General features: G+C 72.1%; 19 protein-coding genes. 9 read left to right on the top strand and 10 right to left on the bottom strand.

The features are described from left to right. The first annotated feature begins 101 nt into the window (after positions 1–101). Both AB0N76_RS29580 and AB0N76_RS29575 read left to right on the top strand, forming a co-directional pair. The gene (locus AB0N76_RS29580; protein ID WP_363562248.1) at positions 102–1,352 is read left to right on the top strand and encodes an aminotransferase class I/II-fold pyridoxal phosphate-dependent enzyme; all 1,251 of its coding nucleotides are present in this window, start codon (positions 102–104) and stop codon (positions 1,350–1,352) included. A gap of 93 nt (positions 1,353–1,445) precedes the next feature. After that, positions 1,446–1,796, top strand: a complete 351-nt coding sequence (locus tag AB0N76_RS29575) for a hypothetical protein (protein WP_363562246.1) — start codon at positions 1,446–1,448, stop codon at positions 1,794–1,796. 134 nt (positions 1,797–1,930) lie between these two features. Here AB0N76_RS29575 and AB0N76_RS29570 read toward each other — a convergent pair whose 3' ends face one another. Beyond that, a complete protein-coding gene (locus tag AB0N76_RS29570; protein WP_363562244.1) occupies positions 1,931–2,878 on the bottom strand; it encodes a hypothetical protein in 948 nt (315 codons plus the stop codon). Here AB0N76_RS29570 and AB0N76_RS29565 point away from each other — a divergent pair. From AB0N76_RS29565 to AB0N76_RS29555, 3 genes are all read left to right on the top strand, one after another. After that, entirely contained in the window at positions 2,819–3,427 is a 609-nt protein-coding gene (locus tag AB0N76_RS29565; protein ID WP_363562242.1) for a peptidase inhibitor family I36 protein, read from the top strand. The two genes, AB0N76_RS29570 and AB0N76_RS29565, sit on opposite strands and share 60 nt — an antisense overlap. A gap of 102 nt (positions 3,428–3,529) precedes the next feature. Next, positions 3,530–4,096 carry a hypothetical protein gene (locus tag AB0N76_RS29560; RefSeq protein ID WP_363562240.1) on the top strand — a complete coding sequence of 189 codons (567 nt, stop codon included), beginning with the start codon at positions 3,530–3,532 and terminating at the stop codon, positions 4,094–4,096. A 9-nt stretch (positions 4,097–4,105) separates the two neighbouring features. Next, positions 4,106–4,867, top strand: a complete 762-nt coding sequence (locus tag AB0N76_RS29555) for a methyltransferase domain-containing protein (protein ID WP_363562238.1) — start codon at positions 4,106–4,108, stop codon at positions 4,865–4,867. A 14-nt stretch (positions 4,868–4,881) separates the two neighbouring features. On the opposite strand, the gene AB0N76_RS29550 is transcribed toward AB0N76_RS29555, so the two are convergent. Then, positions 4,882–6,711: a SpoIIE family protein phosphatase gene (locus AB0N76_RS29550; protein WP_363562236.1), complete on the bottom strand. Its 1,830-nt coding sequence runs from the start codon at positions 6,709–6,711 to the stop codon at positions 4,882–4,884. A gap of 104 nt (positions 6,712–6,815) precedes the next feature. Beyond that, positions 6,816–9,053, bottom strand: a complete 2,238-nt coding sequence (gene helR / locus AB0N76_RS29545; RefSeq protein WP_363562234.1) for an RNA polymerase recycling motor ATPase HelR — start codon at positions 9,051–9,053, stop codon at positions 6,816–6,818. A gap of 348 nt (positions 9,054–9,401) precedes the next feature. Between helR and AB0N76_RS29540 the strand changes: the two genes are divergently transcribed. Next, positions 9,402–10,619 (top strand): ROK family transcriptional regulator, encoded by a 1,218-nt coding sequence (locus AB0N76_RS29540; RefSeq protein ID WP_363562232.1) that lies wholly within the window; start codon positions 9,402–9,404, stop codon positions 10,617–10,619. 76 nt (positions 10,620–10,695) lie between these two features. On the opposite strand, the gene AB0N76_RS29535 is transcribed toward AB0N76_RS29540, so the two are convergent. The 3 genes from AB0N76_RS29535 to AB0N76_RS29525 all read right to left on the bottom strand — a co-directional run bounded on the left by AB0N76_RS29535 (position 10,696) and on the right by AB0N76_RS29525 (position 14,325). Then, positions 10,696–12,468, bottom strand: coding sequence for a hypothetical protein (locus AB0N76_RS29535; RefSeq protein WP_363562230.1), 1,773 nt, complete (start codon positions 12,466–12,468; stop codon positions 10,696–10,698). A gap of 203 nt (positions 12,469–12,671) precedes the next feature. Beyond that, positions 12,672–13,949 (bottom strand): phospholipase D-like domain-containing protein, encoded by a 1,278-nt coding sequence (locus AB0N76_RS29530; RefSeq protein ID WP_363562228.1) that lies wholly within the window; start codon positions 13,947–13,949, stop codon positions 12,672–12,674. Between the two features lie 70 nt (positions 13,950–14,019). Beyond that, positions 14,020–14,325, bottom strand: a complete 306-nt coding sequence (locus AB0N76_RS29525) for a cupin domain-containing protein (RefSeq protein ID WP_363562226.1) — start codon at positions 14,323–14,325, stop codon at positions 14,020–14,022. A gap of 151 nt (positions 14,326–14,476) precedes the next feature. On the opposite strand from AB0N76_RS29525, the gene AB0N76_RS29520 reads away from it, so the two are divergent. The 3 genes from AB0N76_RS29520 to AB0N76_RS29510 all read left to right on the top strand — a co-directional run bounded on the left by AB0N76_RS29520 (position 14,477) and on the right by AB0N76_RS29510 (position 17,054). Further along, positions 14,477–15,106, top strand: coding sequence for a class I SAM-dependent methyltransferase (locus AB0N76_RS29520; RefSeq protein ID WP_363562224.1), 630 nt, complete (start codon positions 14,477–14,479; stop codon positions 15,104–15,106). A gap of 91 nt (positions 15,107–15,197) precedes the next feature. Continuing rightward, a complete protein-coding gene (locus AB0N76_RS29515; protein WP_363562222.1) occupies positions 15,198–16,259 on the top strand; it encodes a right-handed parallel beta-helix repeat-containing protein in 1,062 nt (353 codons plus the stop codon). 216 nt (positions 16,260–16,475) lie between these two features. Further along, positions 16,476–17,054 carry a hypothetical protein gene (locus tag AB0N76_RS29510; RefSeq protein WP_363562220.1) on the top strand — a complete coding sequence of 193 codons (579 nt, stop codon included), beginning with the start codon at positions 16,476–16,478 and terminating at the stop codon, positions 17,052–17,054. A gap of 115 nt (positions 17,055–17,169) precedes the next feature. On the opposite strand, the gene AB0N76_RS29505 is transcribed toward AB0N76_RS29510, so the two are convergent. From AB0N76_RS29505 to chvE, 4 genes are all read right to left on the bottom strand, one after another. After that, a complete protein-coding gene (locus AB0N76_RS29505; protein WP_363562218.1) occupies positions 17,170–17,733 on the bottom strand; it encodes a YbaK/EbsC family protein in 564 nt (187 codons plus the stop codon). Positions 17,734–17,795: 62 nt separating this feature from the next. After that, complete coding sequence (gene mmsB / locus AB0N76_RS29500) at positions 17,796–19,025, bottom strand: multiple monosaccharide ABC transporter permease (protein WP_363562216.1); 1,230 nt, start codon at positions 19,023–19,025, stop codon at positions 17,796–17,798. Between the two features lie 4 nt (positions 19,026–19,029). Continuing rightward, positions 19,030–20,577: a multiple monosaccharide ABC transporter ATP-binding protein gene (mmsA, locus tag AB0N76_RS29495; protein WP_363562214.1), complete on the bottom strand. Its 1,548-nt coding sequence runs from the start codon at positions 20,575–20,577 to the stop codon at positions 19,030–19,032. A gap of 131 nt (positions 20,578–20,708) precedes the next feature. Beyond that, positions 20,709–21,803: a multiple monosaccharide ABC transporter substrate-binding protein gene (gene chvE, locus AB0N76_RS29490; RefSeq protein WP_363562212.1), complete on the bottom strand. Its 1,095-nt coding sequence runs from the start codon at positions 21,801–21,803 to the stop codon at positions 20,709–20,711. Between the last annotated feature and the right edge of the window lie 239 nt (positions 21,804–22,042).

Below are 22,042 nucleotides of genomic sequence, written 5' to 3'. Positions count from 1 at the left end.
CTCCGGCACGGGGCGGAGGGGCCGACGACGGTGGCCTTTCGGGGCCACCGGAGCGTGATTGGCCCTGTCCCGGGCCACCGCCCCCGGCCAGGATGGACGGCATGAGCGACTTCCAGCACGGCTCCATCCCGCACGGTTCCATCCCGCACGGCACCTCCCAGCAGAGCGACCTCCACGGCCTCCACCCCGAGAGCCGGATCGTCCACCCGCCCGTCGAGGAGCCGGTCGGCAGCCGCCCGCTGGGCGTCCCGCTGCACCAGGGCCACGTGTTCGCGTTCCCCGACAGCGACGCGCTCGCCCACGCGTTCACCGGCCCCGACCACGGCTTCCTCTACAACCGCTACGGCAACCCGACGGTCCGTTCGCTGGAGCGCGCGGTGGCCGACCTGGAAGGCGGCAGCGGCGCCCTGGCCACCGCCTCCGGCATGAGCGCGATCAACACCGTGCTGCTCGCCCTGCTCCGCTCCGGGGACCACGTCATCGCCCAACGCAGCCTGTACGGCGGCACGTTCGCGATGCTCGCCGACCTCGCGGACCGCTGGGGCGTCGAAGTCACCCACGTCGGCGGCGACGACCCGGACGAGGTGCGCGCCGCCCTGCGGCCCACCACCCGGCTGCTGCACCTGGAGACCGTCTCCAACCCGACCACGCGCGTCACCGACCTGCCCGCGCTGATCGGCGCCGCCCGCGAGGCCGGCGTGCTGAGCGTGGTGGACAACACCTTCACCACCCCGCTGCTCTGCCGCCCGATCGAGCACGGTGCCGACGTCGTCATCCACTCGGCCACCAAGTACCTCGGCGGCCACTCCGACGTGCTGGCCGGCGTCGCCGTCTTCGCCGACCCCGACCTGCACCGCCGGGTCTGGCACTACGCCAACGAACTCGGCGCCGCCGCCGACCCGTTCGCCGCCTGGCTGGCCCTGCGCGGGATGCAGACCCTGGGCCTGCGGATGCGCCGGCACTGCGAGTCCGCGCTCGACCTGGCCGGCCGACTGGCCGCCCACCCGGCCGTCACCGCCGTGCACCACCCGGGCCTGCCGAGCCACCCGGACCACGAGCTGGCCCGCCGTCTGCTGCCCGACGGCCAGGGCGGCGTGCTCGCCTTCGACCTCGCTGGCGGCCGCGAGGCCGCCCGCACCTTCGTCGGCGCCGTCCGCCTCGCCTCGCTCGCCCCCTCCCTCGGCGGGGTGCACACCCTGGTCCTGCACCCGGCCAGCACCTCGCACCGCCAGCTCTCCGACGAGGAACTGTCCGCCGCCGGCATCAGCCCCGGCACCGTCCGGGTCGCCGTCGGCATCGAGCACCCCGAGGACCTCTGGTCCGACCTGTCCCAGGCCCTCGCCAAGCTCTGACCCGCCCACCCCGCCCGGGCGGCGGTCACTCTGTGGCATCGAACCCGGATCGGGAGAATACTGGGAACCACGATCCTCCAGAGGAGGCTGCAAATGAACCGCAGAATCGCCGCAGCCCTCATGGCCGGGCTCTTCTCGGCCGGAGGCGTGGTGGCGACGACACTCCCGGCACACGCGGACGTCGGCGACATCATCGTCCAGCAGCTGGACGCCAACGGGCGCACCCTCAGCACGGCGGACTTCGTGGTCGGCAACGTGGTGAACACCAAGGTGCTCCTCGTGGCCGTCCGCTCCGACGCGTCGAAGATGACGGTGCGCAACCTCACCACCAACGTCATCGCCGTCTCGGACACGGTGGCCCTCGAACCCACCCCCGGCACCTCCGTGACCTTCGCCGTCGTCAGCGGCGAGGTCGTGAAGATCACCGTCCCCCCGGGCCTCTGAACCCCGGGATCCTGCTCCGTGGCGTGAGCAGAACGCCCGCCGCGGCCCGCTGCCCGGGAGGTGGCCCTCGAAAGCGACCTTCCGGGCTGCGTCGCGGCCTCCTGGTTGAGCGGGGTTCACGAGGGGGCGGGGCCTCACGCCGAGGGGTGAGCTGCCGGTCCGCCTTCCTGGGCGCGTTCACGGGCCGCGTCCTGCTGCAGTGCGCCGTAGCGGAGGAGCGCCTGCGAATCACCGATGAATTCGGCAGCCGCGATGGCGGCATCGAGGACCCCGTCCATCCAGAGCCGCGGAATCCCGTGCAGATCCTCTTCACCCGCGGCAACGAGCCGCCGCGCGGTGGAGAGGTCAGGCGCGATCGGGACCAGAAGGAAGCACTCCCTGACGAAAAGCCGCCACGTCCCCTGCTCGAAGCCGTGCTTGTCGGGCGGCAGGAGGCCGTGAACCTCCTGAAGCGTTTGCCATGCGCCCGCGAAGTCGTCGGCTTGCCGCTGCAAGCGGGCAAGCGTGAACAGGTTGCTCCGCTTGGCCCCTGGTCGTGAATCGTCGAGCGCGACGGCTTCCTTCTGCACGTTCACCGCTTCGGCTAGATAACCGAGGTGGGCGAGGTGGAACTGCAGCGTGTTCAGCGTACTGGTGGTTCGCGGCCGGCCGGCCGCCCACTCGGTCATGAACAGCCGCGAGGCTTCGCGCTCGCCCAGGCGCGCGGCGTGGTGGGCCCACGTTTCGAGCCCTTCATCGGCCGGATCGGCAGGGAACCGGGCGCGTTGCTGGTCGAGCCATTCCTCGACGGCGGCGTCGGTGTGATGGGCCGAGGTGATGTCGCCCAGGATGCGGTCGCGGTCAGGGTGGGAACCGGCCCGCACCGCCTCGGCGCTGGCGGCGATGCCCGGGGTGAGGAGATGGTAGAGGTGGTAACCGAGGGCCGTGTCGAAGCTGATGTTCTTGGCGTCCCAGTGCAGCCACAGATCCTCGGCCTGCCGGTGCTCGGCGAGCAGGAACCCCGCCAGCGGATCCGTCGTGCGGTGGCCGCCATCGTGCTCCTGCTGGCCACGTTCCTGCCGGCGATGTCGTCGCCCGCCCATGCGGCCAACGATGTCTGCCCCAACGTCGGGATGTGTTTCTGGTCCGAGACCGACCTCCAGGGGCAGTTCAGGCGCGAGGGCCTGCCCATGGGCAGGTGCTTCGAGTTCCAGTCCAACTGGCCCAACGGGACCCGCTCCAGGACCTTGTCGTTCTGGAACCAGACCCGGTTCCAGCTCGAGGCGTTCAAGAACACCGACTGTTCCGGGCCCGCCAACGCCGTCTACCCGCCCGACACCGGAACGGGAAAAGTCAGCTCGGACTTTCTGAGGTTCCGCCTGGCTCCGGTTTGTCCCATCAACAAGACCTGCTTCTACCAGAACGACGACTACACCGGGAAGATGTGGACCCGGGCGCCCGAGTACTTCGGCCGCTGCATGGACGCGGCCGGCTCCGATGAGGTGCCCGCCCGCTCCGTCTACAACTTCCGCGGCTGGCCGATCGAGGTCTTCAAGGGCGACCACTGCATCGTCACGTATGTCGATGTGGCCAAGTGGTCGTTCAGGGCGACCGGGTTCGACGCCGGGGCCTTCAAGATGCTCGACGGATAGGGCCGGCCAGAGCACACCACCATCGCGGCCCGAGGACGAAAACCGTTCGCGTGGCGCGGTGCGGGTCTGTATCGTTCGGGAACGATCTCAGGGGGTGGGCGAATGCGACCGGTTCTGCTGGTGGACGTCGACGGCCCGTTGAACCCCTACGCGGCGAAGCCGTACCGGCGCCCCGAGGGCTATGAGACGCACCGTTTGCTGACGCCGCGCTGGGAGGCCGCCGAGCGGCGGCGGCTCACCGCTTGGGGGCTTCCGAACAAGGCGCCCAAGCCGCTCCGGGTCTGGCTCAACCCCGGGCACGGCCCGGCCCTGGCGGCGCTTCCGTTCGATCTGGTGTGGGCGACGACTTGGGAAGTGGAAGCCAATGATTTCCTCGCGCCGCTGCTAGGGTTGCCCGTCCTGCCGTTCATCAGCTGGCCCGAGCCGCGGCCGCGGCCGGAGGGTGGGGTGTTCTGGAAGACGCCGGAGATCGTCGCCTGGGCGCGGGGTCGTCCGTTCGCCTGGGTCGACGACCAGATCACGGACGCGGACCACGCTTGGGTCCGGACCCACCACGAGGGCCGGGCACTCCTCCACCGGATAGACCCGCGAATCGGCCTCACCGCCGACGACTTCGCGTTCCTCGTGGAGTGGGCGAACGGCTCGCATGAGGGGGAGGGGAAGCTCTAGGCTGCCGCGATGGAACTCGCAACCGAGGTGGCCGAGGGCGGCGTGCGGCCGGCGAACGACTATGACAGCTTCGCTGAGGCTTATTCGGCGGAGGCCGAGCACAACCTGCTGAACGCGTATCACGCGCGGCCGGCGATGGTGGCCCTCGCCGGGGAGGTGGCGGGGCGGCGGATCCTGGACGCCGGGTGCGGCTCGGGGGCGTTGGCGGCTGCGCTGGGTGAGCGTGGGGCTGTTGTCACCGGTGTCGATGCCAGTGCCGGGATGCTGGCACTGGCCAGGCGGCGGCTCGGGGTGGACGTGGACCTGCGCGTCGCGGACCTGGCTGACCCGTTGCCCTTCGAGGACGGGGCGTTCGACGACGTGGTGGCCTCGCTGGTGCTGCACTACCTGGAGGACTGGGGGCCGACGCTGGCGGAGTTGCGGCGGGTGCTCAGGCCGGGTGGGCGGTTGATCGCCTCGGTGCAGCACCCCTTCGTGGACTACGCAATCCAGGATCCCCGGCCGGACTATTTCGCGATCACCAGCTATGAGGATGAATGGACCTTTGAGGGGAAGTCCTACCCGGTGACCTTCTGGCGCAGGCCGCTGCACGCGATGACGGACGCGTTCACCGCCGCGGGGTTCCGGCTCGCCGTGATCAGTGAGCCGCAGCCCGACCCGGCGGCGAAGGAGCTGTTCCCGGCGGACTTCCGTGCGCTGTCGACGAAGATGAGCTTCTTGTTCTTCGTGGTGGAGGTTCCCGCCGAGGAGGTTCCCGCCGCCGGGATGTGAGTGCGGGTGGACGGCTACCCGCGGGGGCGGAGTCGGGGGCGGGCGGCCAGGACGGCGATGTCGTCCTCGGCGGTGTGGGCGGCCGGGCCGGGGGCGGGGGCTGGGGCGAGGGTGTGCAGGACGGCGTCCAGCAGGTCGTCCAGGTCGCCGGTGGCGGGCGGGCGGAGGGCGGCGAGGCGGGCGAGGGAGGCGTCGATGTCCTCGCCGCGCCGTTCCACCAGGCCGTCCGTGTAGAGCAGCAGGGTCTCGTCGGGCAGCAGGTCGCGGGTGATCTGCTCGTAGCCGCCGAGGCCGGTGCCGAGCGGCGGGCCGGTGGGGATGCGCAGGAGTTCGGTGGGCCGGTCGGGGGCGATCAGGGCCGGGGGGAGGTGGCCCGCGCTGGAGAAGGTCCACCGGCCCCGGCCCGGGTCGGCCAAGGCGAGCAGGCAGGTGGCCGGGCGGGCGGACTCGTTGGCGGCGATGACGGTGTCGAGCTGGCGCAGGATCCGGTGCGGCGGCAGGTCCATGCCCGCCACTTCGCGCAGGGTGGAGCGGTAGTTGCTCATGTCGACGGCCGCCTCGACGCCGTGGCCCATCACGTCGCCCATCACCAGCAGGGTCCGGCCGAACGGCAGCCGGACGGTCTCGTACCAGTCGCCGCCGACGACCGAGCTGGTGCCGGACGGCAGGTAGCGGGAGGCGAGTTCGAGGTTCTGGTGCGGGTTGCCGGGTTCGCTGAGCAGCGCGCGCTGGAGGTCCAGCGCGATGCTCTGGGAGCGGCTGTAGCGGCGGGCGTTGTCGATGCCGGTCGCGGCCCGGGCGGCGAGGTCGCCGACCAGGACGGCGTCGTCCGGGGTGAAGTCGGAGGCGGCGGGGGAGTCCGCGGTGCGGGCCAGGGTCAGCAGGCCGACCAGTCGGCCGCGCGCGGTCAGCGGCACGACCAGCAGCGACGTCACCCCGGCGGCCCGGTAGGCCGCCAGGCTCGCCGGGTCGGGGGCCGCTTCGGCGAGTTCCTCGGCGGTGCGCGGCCCGACGAGCACCGCTATGCCGGAGGCCAGGGCGCGCGCCGCGACCGAACCCTCCCGGTGGCGCACCGACTCGCCCGGCCGGGCCGGCTCCGTGACCGCCGCCCGCAGCCGGTCCGCGCAGTCGACGGCGGCACGGTGCAGCCGGACGCCCGGTGCGCGACCGGGTGCTCCGACGGCCGCACGGCCGGTCCGGGCGGTGGCGTCGAGCGGCAGCAGGTCGACGGTGGCGAGGTCGGCGAGCCGGGAGACCGCGAAGGCGGCGAGTTCGGCGCAGGTGGTGTCGACGTCCAGCGTGGTGCCGATCCGCTCGGCGGCGTCGTCGAGCAGCGCGAGCCGGGCCCGGGCCTGGGCGAGTTCGCGGCGCAGCTCCTGGGCCGGATCGGGGTCGTCCAGCACGACGACGACCACGCCGGCGACGCGCCCGCCGGCCGTCAGCGGCCGGTACCGCAGGCGCAGGCCCGGCGGTACGGGGGCGCCCGGGCTCCGCGGTCCGCCGGTGGTCTGCTCGCGGTCCCGGCCGTCGGCCAGCACCCGGAGCAGAGTGTCGGCCGCGCCCGCGAACGCCGTCGCCGAGGCGGCCCGCCCCAGCAGGTCGGCCCGGCGCAGGCCGGTGACCGTGGTGAAGGCGGCGTTCAGGTACTGCCAGCGCAGTTCCTCGTCGAGCAGGGCGACCCCGGCCGGCAGCACGCCGAGCAGTTCACGCAGCAGATCCGGGCTGTCGCTCTCCGTAGCGCCGGGGTCGCTTCCGGCGAGGGCCGCCGCTGCCGCCGTGAGCGCCGTGTCGTCCGCACTCGCGGGGGTGCCGCCGTCTCCTCCGTCGCCGTACCGGGACCGCATACGTCCATGATCACGCCCCCGGGCGCGGCACGCCCACGGACCGGCGGATGTTTGACCGGACCGTGAGCGTGCTGTAATGCGCCGTAGGCGCCGTCGGGAGGTGCTCAGGCGCTGGTGAGGATGACCAGCTGGCGGGTGGCCCGGGTCATCGCGACGTAGCGGTCCACCGCCCCCGCCACGCCCTCGCCGAAGGACTCGGGGTCGACGAGGACGACCAGGTCGAACTCCAGGCCCTTCGCCAGCGACGGGGTGAGCAACCGGACCCGCGACGCGTCCCGGGACGCCTCGTGGGCGCCCTCCCCGAGCGCGTCCCCGAGCGCGTCCTCGACCGCCTCCCGGAACGCCGGCGCGCCGATCACGCAGGCCGTCCCCTCGGCGTGCTCGGCGAGCCAGCCGGCGAGCACCGCGTCGAGGTCCGTGACCGGTCCGCGCAGCACCGGGACGCCGCTGCGGCGGATCGAGGTGGGCACGTTGGCGTCCGGCAGCGCGGCCCGGATGACCGGCTCCGCCACCGCCATGACCTCCTCCGGCGTCCGGTAGTTGACGCTCAGCGAGGCCACCTCGATCCGGTCGAGCCCGACCCGCTCCAGGCGCTCCTGCCAGGACTCGGTGAACCCGTGCCGGGTCTGCGCGCGGTCGCCGACGATGGTGAAGCTCCGGGACGGGCAGCGCAGCAGCAGCATCTGCCACTCCGCGTCGGTCAGCTCCTGGGCCTCGTCGACGACGATGTGCGCGAACGGTCCGGCCAGCCGGTCCGGGTCGGCGCCGGGCAGCACGCCGCCGTCGACCAGGGTGTCCCGCAGGTCCTGGCCGCGCAGCATGGTGACCGCGCCCTCGCCGTCGTCGTCCGCCTCCAGGATGTCCTGGATGACGTCTGCCATGCGCGCCCGCTCGGCCGCGACGGCGGCCTCCTGCCGGAGCCGGCGGCGGGTCGCGGCCGGGTCGCCGAGCCGCTGCCGGGCCGCGTCCAGCAGTGGCAGGTCGGACACCGTCCAGGCCTGGGCGTCCGCGCGCTGCAGCCGGCGGACGTCCTCGGGGGCCAGCCACGGGGCGCACATCCGCAGGTAGGCGGGCACCGTCCAGAGGTCGCCGACCAGGTCGGCCGCCTCCAGCATCGGCCAGGCCCGGTTGAGGGTGGTGACCAGCTCCTCGTCCCGCCGCAGCGACCGGCCGACCAGCTCGGGCGGCAGGTCCTCGTCGTCCAGCTTGGCCAGCAGGATCGACACCAGCTCGTCCCAGATCTGCTCGCGCGCGTCGTTGTGCGGCGTGCCCGGCTCCACCGCCTCGAAGGCCTCGGCCCACTCGTCGGCGCTCAGCCAGAGGTCGGCCCAGTCGGTGGAGACCGTCATGCCCTCCTTGGGCGGCTCCTCGTACAGCGCGACGGCCTTCTCGATCGCCCGCACCAGCTCCGCGGACGACTTCAGCCGGGCCACCTCCGGGTCGCGTTCGACCGTGGCGCCCGCGCCCTCGGCGACCAGGTCGCGCACGGTGCAGGTCTGCACCCCGTCCTCGCCGAGGCTGGGCAGGACGTCGGAGACGTAGTCCAGGTAGGGCTGGTGCGGGCCGACGAACAGCACGCCGCCCCGGCGGTGCGCCAGCCGCGGGTCGGAGTAGAGCAGGTAGGCGGAGCGGTGCAGGGCGACGACGGTCTTGCCGGTGCCCGGGCCGCCGTCGACGACCAGGGCGCCGCGCGATCCGGCCCGGACGATGGCGTCCTGGTCGGACTGGATGGTGGCCAGCACGTCCCGCATCCGGGGCGAGCGGGTGCTGCCCAGGCTCGCGATGAACGCGGACTGGTCGTCGAGCGCGGCGTGCCCGGCGAGGCCCTCGGCGGCGAACACCTCGTCCCAGTAGTCGTTGATCCGGCCGCCGGACCAGCGGTACCGGCGGCGGCTGGCCAGGCCCAGCGGGTTGGCGTGGGTCGCGGCGAAGAACGGCTCGGCCGCCGGGGAGCGCCAGTCCAGCAGCAGGCGGCGGCCGTCACTGTCGGTGAGGCCGAGCCGTCCGATGTACACCGGCTCGCCGTCCTCGGCGCCGACGATCCGCCCGAGGCACAGGTCCAGGCCGAAGCGGCGCAGGGCGCGCAGCCGGCCGGTCAGCCGGTGCACCTCCAGGTCGCGGTCCATCGCGGCCTGGCCGGCGCCGCCGGGCGCCCGGCGCGCGGCGTCGAGCTGGTCGGACAGCTCGGTGATCGCCTGGTCAAGGCTCTCCGCGATGGCCGCGAAGTGCCGCTCGTCCTGGGCGATCAGCGCCGGGTCGGCCTTGGCGGAAAGGCGCTCGGGAAGGTCGAACGCGCCGACCGTGCCGGCTGCGCTGGTTCCGCTGGTGGTCGAAGTGGTCATGTGTTCAGCCCCGTTCCGCAGTTGTTCGCATGAGTCCCACCACCGGCATCGGCATCCTCGATTCGGCGGATCATGGACTCAGGCCAGTGATTGTGCGGCATGACCGGGGCCTTGCGGCAAGGCCCCCCTCGCGATATAAGTTGAGAGTGGCAAGGGGTGGGTTTTCCCCGTTGCCCTCCGAATTCCCTCCCGGTTCCCCGCCCCGGTGTCGACCTGTGCGCCCCCTGCCGGTTACGCGGCGGCGAAATCCATCCGACGAGCGGGTTGACGACCGGTCATACTGGGCGGTGCCCAGGTCGGGGCGCCGACGGGCGCGCCCCGCGGACGGGCCCGAGACCGGAGGACCCGATGAGCCGCCACCTGCCGACCACCGTTCCGCCGGGCCGGTCGCCGGCGCAGCCGTGGAACCGGCAGCGGCTGCGCAGCAACAACGAGTGGCTGCTGCTCGAACGGCTGCGGCTGGCCGGCCCGTCCTCGCGCGCCCAGCTGGCCCGGGACACCGGCCTCTCCAAGCCCACCGTCTCCGCCGCCCTGGCCGCCCTCGAACAGGCCGGACTGGCCCGGGAGGCCGGGCACTTCGTCCCCGAGCGCGGCCGCACCGCCGTCCTGTACGAGCCCGACCCGCTCGCCGGGCACGTGCTCGGCGTCGACATCGGCCGGGCGCGGCTGCGGGTCGCCGTGGCCGACCTAGCCGGGGAGATCGTCGCCCGCCGTGACATCCCCAACAAGGGACGGACGGCCAACGCGGTGGCCGACGCCGTGGTGGCCGCCGCCCGGGAGACGACGGCGGAGGCGGGGCTCGCCGCCGCCGACATCGACCACGCGGTGATCGGCACGCCCGGCGTCTGGGACGAGGAGCGGCGCGGCGTGCGCTACGCGACCAGCCTGCCGGGCTGGGGCAGACCGGGGCTCTTCGACCGGATAGCGGCCGGGCTGGAGACCGGGATCACCGTCGGCAACGACGCCAACCTCGCCGCGCTCGGCGAGTACACCCTGGGCGTGGGCCGGGGCAGCGGCAGCCGGATGTTCGCGTACGTGCTGGTCGGGACGGGCCTCGGGGTGGGCGTGGTCCGGGACGGCGAGCTGCTGGCCGGTGCGCACGGCGCGCTCGGCGAGGTCGGCCTCGTCCCGCTGCCGCCGCGCCCGGACGGCGAGCCGGGCGGGACCATCGAGCAGGCCGCCGCCGCGGACGCCGTCGTCCGGACGGCGCTCGAACTCGGCATGACCGGCCCGCTGACGGCCAAGCAGGTCTTCGACGCCGCCCGCGCCCGCGACCCGCTGGCGATCACCGCCGTGCACCGGGCGGCCGGTCAACTCGCCTACGCCGTCGCCGTGTTGTCGGCCGTCCTCGACCCGGACGTGATCGTCCTCGGCGGCGGCATCGGCGCCAGCGCGGACCTGCTGCTCGAACCGCTCGGCCGCGCCCTGGCCCGGCTCACCCCGATGCGGCCCACCCTCGCCCCGAGCCGCCTCGGGGAGGAGGCCGTCCTGCTCGGCGCCGTCGCCACCGCCCTCGACCTCGCCCGCCCGGAGATCTTCGCGCGCCGTACGGCGCTGGCGGGTTGAGCGTCCGCCGTACGGTCGGCCACCGCACACGTCGACGGCCCCGCACCGGAGTCGGTGCGGGGCCGTGGCTTCGCGGTCAGCTGTTGCGGAAGGTACGGCCGGCGAGGAGGTTCCACTTGCTCCAGGGATCCTCGTTGACGGTGTAGGTGTGGTAGAGCTGCTTGTCCTTGCCGAGGGCGAAGATCTCGGCGGAGTTGTTGCCGGATTCGTGGACGAGGCTGAGGGTGGCGGTGAAGAGCCAGCCGGGGCTGAGGGGTTCCCAGTTGGGCCAGTCGGCGGCGGCGACGCTGCGGGTGTGGTAGACGACGCCGTCGTTGCCGATGGCGGCGACCTCGATGGCGTTGGTGGTGGCGTTGTAGACGGCGGTGGGGCTGTTGGCGAAGCGGAAGGGGTCGTTGAGCGGGATCCAACCGCTCCATTGGCTCTGGTCGTTGAAGAGGTAGGAGTGGTGGACGGCGCCGTTGGTGGCGGTGGCGAAGACTTCGCTGACCTTGCTCTGGGAGTTGTAGACGGCGGTGGGGCTGCCGGTGACGCGGGTGCCCGGGTCGAGTCCTTGCCAGGCGGTCCAGGGGCCGCCGTTGGTGTTGGAGGCGTGGTAGAGGATGCCGTCGGTGCCGGTGGCGAAGAGCTCGGTGGTGCCGGTGTCGGGGTTGTGGGTGAGGGCGGGGCGGCCGGTGAACTTGCAGTTGACGTTGAGGTCCTGCCAGGGGGCCCAGGGTTCGGCGTTGGTGCTGGAGGTGTGGTAGGCGGCGCCGTCGTTGCCGAGGGCGACGAGTTCGACGGTGTTGGCGGCGGTGTTGTAGACGGCGGTGGGGCTGCTGGCGAAGCGGAAGCCGGTGTCGAGGGCTTCCCATTGGCCCCATTGGCGGCCGTTGAAGAGGTAGTTGTGGTAGATGACGCCGTCGGTGCCGCGGGCGAAGATCTCGGTGACCTTGTTGACGGGGTTGTAGGTGACGGCGGGGCTGCCGGTGAAGCGGGAGGCGGGGCCGATGGAGTACCACTCGGACCAGGGTCCGGCGTCGATGGAGTAGGCGTGGCCGAGGACGCCGTCGGTGCCGATCGCGAAGGTCTCGGAGACCTTGGTGTCGGGGTTGTAGATGGTCGCCGCCGCCGGGATCTGCCCGGCGGGCGTCGCCGGCGGCTTCGGCGGCTCGGGCGTCACGTCGTCGACGATGTTCTTGTTGCGGACCGGCTTGTAGGTGCCCTTGCCGGGGAAGTACGGGTAGGGGATGGTCCGGTGGTGGACTCCGCTCGGGGTGAACTCGTAGCCCACGTAGGAGTTGTGGCCGGCGTCCGCCCAGCGGTCGAACAGGACGATGTGGCCGTTGGCGAGTGCCCCGTCGTTGAGCAGCGCGTCGCCGGGCTTCAGCTCGTCCTTGGTGATCCAGGACGCGACGCCGGACGGTACGAAGCTCGTGGTGTCCAGGCCCGGTGTGCCCAGTTTCCACGCCATCGAGACGTAGCCCGAGCAGTCCTGGCGGTAGCCGTTGTGGTAGCTGGTCCAGCTGTAGGAGAGGCCCAGCGAGGTCCACGAGGACGCCCGGGCCAGTGCCTCGGACCGGGTGACCGGAGCGGCGGCGGCGAGCGCGGCGGCGCCGGGCGCGGACAGCACCCCGTCCTGGAGCATCGGAGCGGGTTGCCCGCCGCCGCCCTTGTCACCGTCGCCCTTGTCACCGTTGCGGGGCGCGGCCGCGGTGCTCTGTCCGGCCGCGGCGCTCTGCCCGGCCGGCGGCGCCGGTTCGGCGTGCCCGGGCGCGGCGCCCAGGGTGAGCGCGCACAGGCCGGCGGCGAGGAGGACGGCGGCGGCGCGGAGTGCGGGGCGAAGCGTGGGGCGGACGGCAGCGGGCATGGCTGTCTCCAGGGAGGAGGAGGCGGGGGAGCTCGCCGAGGGGGTCTCCTCGGCGGCTGATCCCAGCTTCGCCTTCGGCCAACCGCAGTGGAATAGACCACAGTTGGACGGAAGCGTCCCTGGCCTGTTCCGTCCCGACGGCGGGACGGACACCGCCGGCCACGGGCGGGATACCGCCCGCGGCCGGCCCTCCGATGCCTGCGCTACTGCGCCGACTGCTGGTCGGCGGCGGCGCGTTGGGCGCGGAAGTTCTCCCGGTAGGCGTCGTGGACCGCCGGGTCGTCGTACTTGAGCAGGGCCTCGTCGTTGCTGGTCAGGCCCATCCGGGTGTACGGATGGCTGCCGGTCCAGACGATCTTCCGGTCCGGCTGCCCCTGGTAACCGCCCTCTACCAGCAGGTACTTGGAGTGCGTGGCGGTGCGGCCCGCGGCGTCGTCGTCCAGCTTGTGCAGGGCTATCCCGCCGAACTTCGTCGGCTTGCCCAGCTGGTCGCGGATGGCCGACCCGGTGTTGTCGAGCTCGCGGTAGACGATGTCGACGAAGCAGCCCGCGTCGTCGAGCTCCCACAGTTTGCGGGCGACGTCGGCCCGGGTGATCTGGTGCATGGCGACGCGGATCACCGTACGGCCGTCGGCCGTCCCGAAGCCGGGGGAGTTGCCGGAGCAGGCCGGCTGGCCGTTGACCGGGTCGTCCACCGTGTTGAGGATGTCGAGGATGACGTCCGACCCGGAGCGCGGGAAGAAGTACACCTTGGCGGCGCCCGCCTGGTAGGCCACCGGGTAGTCGGCGACCTGCCTGGTGCGGTCGGCGCGGGCGGCCTCCAGGTCGCCGAAGTACGTGGCGTAGGCGGCGTACAGCTCCTTGTTGCCGGTGACGGTCAGCGCGTCGTTCCAGGCGGTGACCCGGTCCCAGGGGGTCTGGTTCGCCGAGGTCTGCACGACCACGTCATTGACCGGGACGGTGCCCGTCGAGCTGCCCGTGGTGGCGGAGAACAGCCAGAACTTGTTGTGGTTGTTGCTGTAGTAGGTGTCCTCGGGGTTGGGGTCCAGGGCCAGACAGGCCTGGTTGTCGGGGCAGACGCGCACCCAGGAGGTCCCGGACTTGTCGGACTTCCGGGCGAGCCCCTCGGCGAGCTTGTCGTAGGCGGGCTTGCCCGCCCAGTGCTTGGGGCTCGCGCTGTCGAGGAGCACCTCGACGTTCACCCCGCGCAGGTGGGCCGCCGTCAGCCGGTCGGCCAGCCAGTCGGAGCCGAGCACGTACTGCGAGGTCTTGATGGTCGATCCGGGCAGCGCGCCGTCGATCAGGCGGGAGACGTGCGAGAAGATCGCGTTCTGGCGGGCGGGATCGGTCGGGTCGTTGAAGATCGCGCCGGTGGTGACCGGCGGCGTGGCCGGGGCCGCGGCCGCAGCCGGGGTGGCGGCGAGCGGGAGCGCGAGCGCGGCGGCGAGGGCGAGCGCGGAGACGTTTTTGATCTTGATCACGGCGCCGCAGTGTAGTCGCAGCGTAGCGGTCCGCCTGCGACCGCCCGGTGCCGCGCGGGGCTGGGTGCTGCTACCCCTCGACCACCTCGACGATCAGCAGCGTGCCCCGGCTGCCCGGGCGGACGGCGTGCGGGGTACCGGCGGGCACCCGGTACAGCTCGCCGGGGCCGACCGTGAACTCGCTCTCCCCCACGGCGAGTTCGAGTCGGCCGTCGACGACGAACAGCACCTCGGTGGCGTCGTGGACCTCGACCTCGACGGGCCGCTCGTCCATCCGCAGGACCTTCACCCCGGCGGTCCCCACCCGGCCGAGGAGCCGGGAGGCCCAGGGGGTCGGCAGCTCGGACGCGGTCTCGGACAGGTTGATCGGATTCATGGCACACCTCATGGCGGTAGCCCCGAGGAGGGGTTTCCGTAGCGGGATCGGTTGAGGCCTGAAGGCTATCCGCGCAGGGGCGGCGCTTGGTCGACCGTTTGGTAAAACCTGCGACCGCCCGGCGCGGAGCGCACTGCTGGATACTGGCCCGATGGACAGCACCTCGATACGGGACTCCTACGACGCGGTCGCCGATGTGTACGCACAGGGCTTCACCGCGGATCTGGCCTCGAAGCCGCTGGACCGCGCCATGCTGACGGCGCTCTCCGAACAGGTCCCGAAGGACGGCCCCGTGGCCGACGTCGGCTGCGGTCCCGCGCAGGTGGCGTGCTTCCTCGACGACCTCGGGACCCCGGTGCTGGGCGTCGACGTGTCACCCGGCATGGTCAAGGCGGCCCGAGAGCGCCGTCCGGGCCTCGATGTGCGCGTCGGCTCGATGCTGGACCTCCCGCTGGCCGACGGCGAACTCGCCGGCGTCGCGGCGTTCTACTCGCTGATCCACCTGCGGCCCGAGGAACGACCGCGCGCCTACGCGGAGTTCGCCCGGGTGCTGCGCCCGGGAGGTCTCGTCCTGGCGGCCTTCCACGCGGGCGAGGAGATCCGGCGCCGGGACTCCTGGTTCGACCGGCCGGTCTCCCTCGACTTCTTCGCCCTGCGCCCGGAGGACGTCGCCGACGGCCTGGTCGCCGCGGGATTCGCCATGGAGGCCACGCTGATGCGAGGACCGTACCCGGGCGAGGCGGACACCCGGCGCGCGTACCTGCTGGCCCGCAGGCTCTGACGGGAGCCGGTGATCGATCGCTCGGGCCGGGCGGAGGAGTGGGGGAGTGGTGGCGAGGGAAGAAAGTTAGGAAACTTTACCAGGAGGTCGCGTGTCCCCCCGTTCCGCTCTCCTCGCCGTTGCCGCCGCCGCTCTGCTGCTGGCGCCCGCCGCTCCCGCGTCGGCGGCAGGCGCCGCCGCGCAGACCGTGGACGTGTCCACCGCCGCCCAGTTGAAGGCGGCGCTGGCCGCCGCCGCGCCCGGGCAGACGATCAGGCTCGCGGCCGGCGAGTACCACGGCTCCTTCGTCGCCCGGCGGGCCGGGACCGCCGAGAAGCCCGTCACGCTCACCGGGCCGCGGACCGCCGTGCTCGTCAACGACGGACCGTCCGGCTCCGGCCCCGCCTGCCCCGCGCCGACCGCCGGGTGGGACTCCGGCTACGGGCTGTGGCTGTACGGCGCGCCGTACTGGAACCTCACCGGGTTCACCGTCAAGGACTCCAAGAAGGGCGTGGTGCTGGACAGTTCGCCGCACGTGGTGATCGACGGCCTGTACGTGCACCACGTCGAGGACGAGGGCGTGCACTTCCGGCGCTCCTCCGCCGACGGGGTGCTGCGCAACTCGGTGGTCGAGTACACCGGGCGCGCGCAGCCGGCGTACGGGGAGGGCGTGTACCTCGGGTCGGCGAACTCCAACTGGGACTGCCACGGCAACACCGGCGGCGCCGACCGCTCGGACCGGGTGCTGGTGGAGAACAACCGGATCGGCCCGTACGTCGCCGCCGAGGGGATCGACGTGAAGGAGGGCACCTCGGGCGGCACGATCCGGGGCAACACCTTCGACGGGCGCGGCCTCAGCGGCGAGAACTCGGCCGACTCGTGGGTGGACGTCAAGGGCAGTGGCTACCTGATCGAGGGCAACAAGGGGACCTTCGCCCCGCCCGGCACCTTCGCCAACGGCTACGAGACCCACAACCCGGCCACCACCCCGTCCTTCCCGAACGGCTGCGGCAACGTCTGGCGCGGCAACACCTCGGACCTCGGCGGCGTGGGCGCGTATGCGATCCGGATCACCTCCGTCTCGGCGTGCGCGGGCCGACCGAACGTCGTCCACGCCTCGAACACCGTCGCGCACGCGACCGGCGGCCTCACCAACGTTCCGGTGACTCCGTAGGTCGGCAGTCCGGCAGTCCGGCAGGCCGGCAGTCCGGCAGGCCGGCAGGCCGGCAGGCCGGCAGTTCGGCGGTGCGTGATCGTACTGATCGGTCGGCTGACACTCCGTGATCATCAGGTCTCGATCTGCTCACAAGTGTTTGAACGATGGACAGATTGATCCGAAGGTCTGCTTGACTCACGATCCTCTTTCACGAGGAACGGAGTGTTCACGTCCATGCCTTCACGGATGCGCGGCGGTCGTCGCGGCCTGGCCGCCGTCGCCGGACTCGTCTTCACCGTCGCTCTCGCGCTGACCGGTTGCGACCCCACGGGGGCCGGGGAGGCCGCCACCTCGGCGGTCTCCACGCCCGCCGTCACGCCGGCCGCCGTCACCGCACCGGCGACCATCCCGCCGCCGGTGCCGACCGTGCCGCCGGTGCCGACCACCACGCCGTCGGCGGTTCAGCCACCGCCGTCCGTGCCCGTCCAGACGCCGCCCCCGGTGCCCACGCCCACCGTCAGCGTGCCGGTGCCCTCCGCGCCGGCCGTCGCCACGCCCAAGCCGCAGCCGACCCCCACCAAGGCCGCGCCGCAGCCCAAGGTGACGACGGCCCAGCCGCCGACCGACCCGACGCCGGAGCCGGCCGAGACCAAGGCCGCGGCCGGTGACTGCGAGATCCGCTCCAACGCCGGGAACTGCTACAAGGCGGGCCAGTTCTGCCGCAACGACGACCTCGGCAAGAGCACCCACGAGGCGAGCGGCCGGGTGATCTACTGCCGCATGGTCAGCGGCAAGCCGCACTGGCAGGCCTGAGCGCGGGCGAGCCTGAGCGGTCGGGCGAACGCCGACGGCCTGCACCACCGCCCGTGAGCGGGGGTACGGGCCGTCGCGCGTCGGCCGGTCCGGCGAGGCCCGACGGCCCAGGCCCTCAGCCGGCCAGGCCCGCCAGCACCTCGGCGCCGGGCAGCCGGGCCAGCGCCCAGCCGGGGAGGATGAGCTTGCCCCGACGCCGGCCACTGCCGACCAGGACGTACGGAGCCGCGGCCACCGCCTCGTCGATGAGCAGCGGCCAGGCGCCCGGCAGGCCGACGGGGGTGATGCCGCCGTACTCCATGCCGGTCAGGTCGACCGCGGTGTCCATCGGGGCGAACGACGCCTTCCGGGCCCCCAGATGCGTCCGGACGGCCTTGTTCACGTCCACCCGGGTGTCGGCCAGGGCGAGGCACGCGGCCAGGGTGACCTCCCCGCCGCGCTTGGCCGCGACCACCACGCAGTTCGCGGAGAGCTCCGGCGGCACGTCGTAGGTCTCGCAGAACACCGCGGTGTCCGCCTTCTCGGGATCGGTGTCCACGTAGATCACGGACTCGGCCGCCTCCCGGGCGTCCCAGTTCTTCAGGGCGTCGGCCACGGGTGCGGCGAGGTCGTCGGCGACCTCCAGCGCCGCGAAGACGGCCGTGAAGTTTCCGAAGGGAGGGCGTGCGGCTTCACTCATGGGACGGACTCTAGCGCGGCCGCGGCCGTCCTCATTTCTGTGACCGGGAACCCGGGTCCGGGTCAGGAACCGGCCCGGCGCTTGTTGTAGACGTCGAAGCCCACCGCCGCGAGCAGCACCAGGCCCTTGATCACCTGCTGGTAGTCGGTGCCGACTCCGATCAGCGACATGCCGTTGTTCAGCACCCCGAGCACCAGGCCGCCGATGATCGCGCCGAGCACGGTGCCCACGCCGCCGCCGGCGGAGGCGCCGCCGATGAAGGCGGCGGCGATCGCCTCCAGTTCGAAGTTGATGCCGGCCTGCGGGGTGCCGGCGTTGAGCCGCGCGGCGAAGACCAGCCCGGCCAGCGCCGCGAGGACGCCCATGTTGGTGAAGGCGAGGAAGACGACCCGCTTGCTCTTCACCCCGGACAGCTTGGCCGCCGCCTCGTTGCCGCCGATCGCGTAGGTGTGCCGGCCGATGATCGAGTCGCGCATCAGGTAGCCGAACCCGACCAGCAGGGCGCCGAGGATCAGCAGGACGATCGGCACGCCGTGGTAGCTGGCCAGCAGCAGGGTGAACACGACGACGGCCGCGGTGATCACGGCGAGCTTGGCCAGGAACAGCCCGAGCGGGAGCACCTCCAGCCCGTACGCGGCGGTCTGCCGTCGGCCGCGGACCTCCTGGAGGACCGCGACGGCCAGCACGGCGGCGCCCAGCAGCAGGGTGAGGTTGTGGTAGTCGGTGTACGGGCCGACCTCGGGGAGGAAGCCGCTGCTGATGCTCTGGAAGCCCTGGGGGAACGGTGCCACCGACTGGCCCTGCAGCAGGATCTGGGTGCCGCCGCGGAACAGCAGCATGCCCGCCAGGGTGACGATGAAGGACGGGATGCCCAGGTAGGCGATCCAGAAGCCCTGCCAGGCGCCGGCCAGGGCGCCGACCGCCAGTGCGGCCAGCACCGCCACGGGCCAGGGCAGATGGTGCTTGACCATCAGCACCGCGGCGGCGGCTCCGATGAAGGCGGCCAGCGAGCCGACCGAGAGGTCGATGTGCCCGGAGATGATGACGATCATCATCCCGATCGCCAGGATGAGGATGTAGCCGTTCTGCTGGATCAGGTTGGTGATGTTGAGCGGCTGGAGCAGGATGCCGTCCGTCCGGATCTGGAACAGCAGCACGATCAGCGCGAGCGCGACCAGCATGCCGTACTGGCGCACGTTGCCGCGCAGCGCACGGGTCAGCACGCCGCCGAGGGAAGGTCCGGTCCGCGGCGCCTTCGGGGACGAATCCGGGATGATGTCGGTCTGGGCCATGCCTTCACACCTGCTCGTTGCCGGATGCGGCGCTCATGGTCATGAGCCGCATGAGGGATTCCTGGGTGGCGTCGGCGCGGGCGACCTCACCGGTGATGCGGCCTTCGGCCATGGTGTAGATCCGGTCGCACAGGCCGAGGAGTTCGGGGAGTTCGGACGAGATGACGAGTACCGCCTTGCCCTGGGCGGCCAGCTCGGCGATGACGGTGTAGATCTCCGCCTTGGCGCCGATGTCGATGCCCCGGGTGGGCTCGTCGAGGATCAGCACCTCCGGCCCGGCGAAGATCCACTTGCTGAGGACGACCTTCTGCTGGTTGCCGCCGCTGAGCGTGCCGGTCCGGGTGAACACCGTCGGGGCCTTGATGTTCATGGTCCGCCGGAAGGACTCGGCGACCCTGGCCTCCTCGTGCCGGTCGACCCGGCCGAACCGGGCGACCTTGCCGAGCGCGCTCAGCGAGATGTTCCGGCTGATGTCCTCGATCAGGTTGAGGCCGAGCTGCTTGCGGTCCTCGGTGACGTAGGCGAGGCCGTGCCCGATCGCCTCGGGCACCGTCCGGGTGCGGATCTCCCGGCCGTGCAGCAGCACCCGGCCGGCCGCCCACCGGCCGTACGAGCGGCCGAAGACGCTCATCGCGAGTTCGGTGCGGCCCGCGCCCATCAGTCCGGCGACGCCGACGATCTCGCCGCTCCGCACGTTCAGCGAGGCGCCGTCCACCACCATGCGCTGCTGGTCGATGGGGTGCCGGACGCTCCAGTTCTCGACCTCGAAGGCCACCTCCCCGATGCCGCCGGTGCGCTCGGGGTAACGGTGCTCCAGGTCGCGGCCGACCATGCCGCGGATGATCCGGTCCTCGGAGATGCCCTCCGGGCCGATCGCGATGGTCTCGATGGTCCGCCCGTCGCGCAGGATGGTGACGGCGTCGGCGACCCGGGCGATCTCGTTCAGCTTGTGCGAGATGAGGACGCAGGAGATGCCCTGCGCCTTGAGCTCCAGGATCAGGTCGAGCAGCTTGCGGCTGTCCTCGTCGTTCAGCGCGGCGGTCGGCTCGTCCAGGATGAGCAGCCGGACCTTCTTGGCCAGCGCCTTGGCGATCTCGACCAGCTGCTGCTTGCCCACGCCGAGGTCGGCGACCCGGGTGTGCGGGCTCTCGTCGAGGCCGACCTGCCGGAGCAGTTCGGCGGCGTGGGTGAGGGTCCGGGGCCAGCTGATGATGCCCCGGGTGGCGTGCTCGTTGCCCAGGAAGATGTTCTCGGCGACGGACAGGTACGGCACCAGCGCCAGTTCCTGGTGGATGATGACGATGCCGCGCTGCTCGCTGGCCCGGATGTCCTTGAACCGGCAGGGCTCGCCCTCGAAGAGGATCTCGCCCTCGTAGCCGCCGTGCGGGTGGACGCCGCTGAGCACCTTCATCAGGGTGGACTTGCCGGCGCCGTTCTCACCGCAGACGGCGTGCACCTCGCCGGCGGCGACGCTCAGGTTGACCTCGGAGAGCGCCTTGACGCCGGGGAACGACTTGCTGATCGACCGCATTTCGAGAACCGGTCCGGCCATGGGTGTGCGTCCGTATCGTTCGGGGCGGTGCGGTGGGGGAGCCCTCGGGAGTCCGGGAGTCCGGGTGGCCCCGGTGGTCCGGCGTCCGCACCGCCGGTTCGGCACGGGGCCCGTCGAGCGGGCCCCGCGGGCTACTTGAGCTGGTCCGCGGTGTACTGGCCGCTGTCGACCAGGACCTGGCGGTAGTTGTCCTTGTCGACGGTCACCGGCTGGAGCAACTGCGCCGGCACGACCTTCACGCCGTTGTCGTACTGGGTGGTGTCGTTGACCTCGGGCTTGCCGCCGGTCAGCAACGCGTCGCCCATCCGGACGGCGGCCCCGGCGAGTTGGCGGGTGTCCTTGTAGACGGTCTGGGTCTGCTCGCCCGCGATGATCGACTTCACCGAGGCCAGCTCGGCGTCCTGGCCGGTGACGATGGGCAGCGACTTGCCGCTGCCGTAGCCCACGCCCTTGAGCGAGGAGAGGATGCCGATCGAGATGCCGTCGTACGGCGAGAGCACGGCGTCGACGTGGGCGGTGGTGTAGGCCTTGCTCAGCAGGTTGTCCATCCGGGACTGGGCGAGGCCGCCGTCCCAGCGCAGTGTGGCGACCTGGTTGAACTCGGTCTGGCCGCTCTGCACGACCAGCTTCTTCTGGTCCAGGTACGGCTTGAGGACGCTCATCGCGCCGTTGAAGAAGAAGGTCGCGTTGTTGTCGTCCGGCGAGCCGGCGAACAGCTCGATGTTGAACGGGCCCTTGCCGTCCTTGAGGCCGAGCTTGTCGACGATGTATCCGCCCTGGAGGACGCCGACCCGGAAGTTGTCGAAGGTCGCGTAGTAGCCGACGTTCCGGGTGCCCCGGATCAGCCGGTCGTACGAGATCACCGGAATGTGCGCATCGGCGGCCTTCTGCAGCACATTGCTGAGGGAGGCGCCGTCGATGGCGGCGATCACCAGCAGCCTGGCGCCCTTGGTGATCATGTTCTCCAGCTGGGAGACCTGGTTCTCCACCACGTTGTCGCCGTACTGCAGGTCGGTCTTGTAGCCCCTGGCCCGGAACTCCTTGACCATGTTGGCGCCGTCGGCGATCCAGCGTTCCGACGACTTGGTCGGCATCGCGATGCCGATGAGCCCGCCCTTGGCGTCCCCCCTGGCCGCCCCTCTGCCGACTCCGTTGGCGCTCTGCCCGCAGGCCGCCAACGAGAGCAGCAGGCCCGCGGCGACGAGGCCCGCTGAAAGCTTCCGCACAGTTCCTCCAGTGATGGTGTTCCGCGACCGGCGCAGTACAGCCCTGGCGGGGTGACTGGGAGCGGTCGAGCGGGGCCGGCCGGAGCGGTCCCTCGCGCTGTGGAACGGCGGGGCGGCGGTGGCTCGGGCCTGGCGTGACATGAAGTGTTAACGCTCACAAGAGCGGCGTCAAGGGGCTCGGCAGCACTGTCGGGCCCCGGTCCGATCCGGGCGATCACCTCCCCGGAAGGGGTGCGGGC

It is taken from the genome of Kitasatospora sp. NPDC093806 (assembly GCF_040683335.1).
GTDB lineage: Bacteria > Actinomycetota > Actinomycetes > Streptomycetales > Streptomycetaceae > Kitasatospora.
This window is presented reverse-complemented; position numbering and strand designations above follow the sequence as displayed.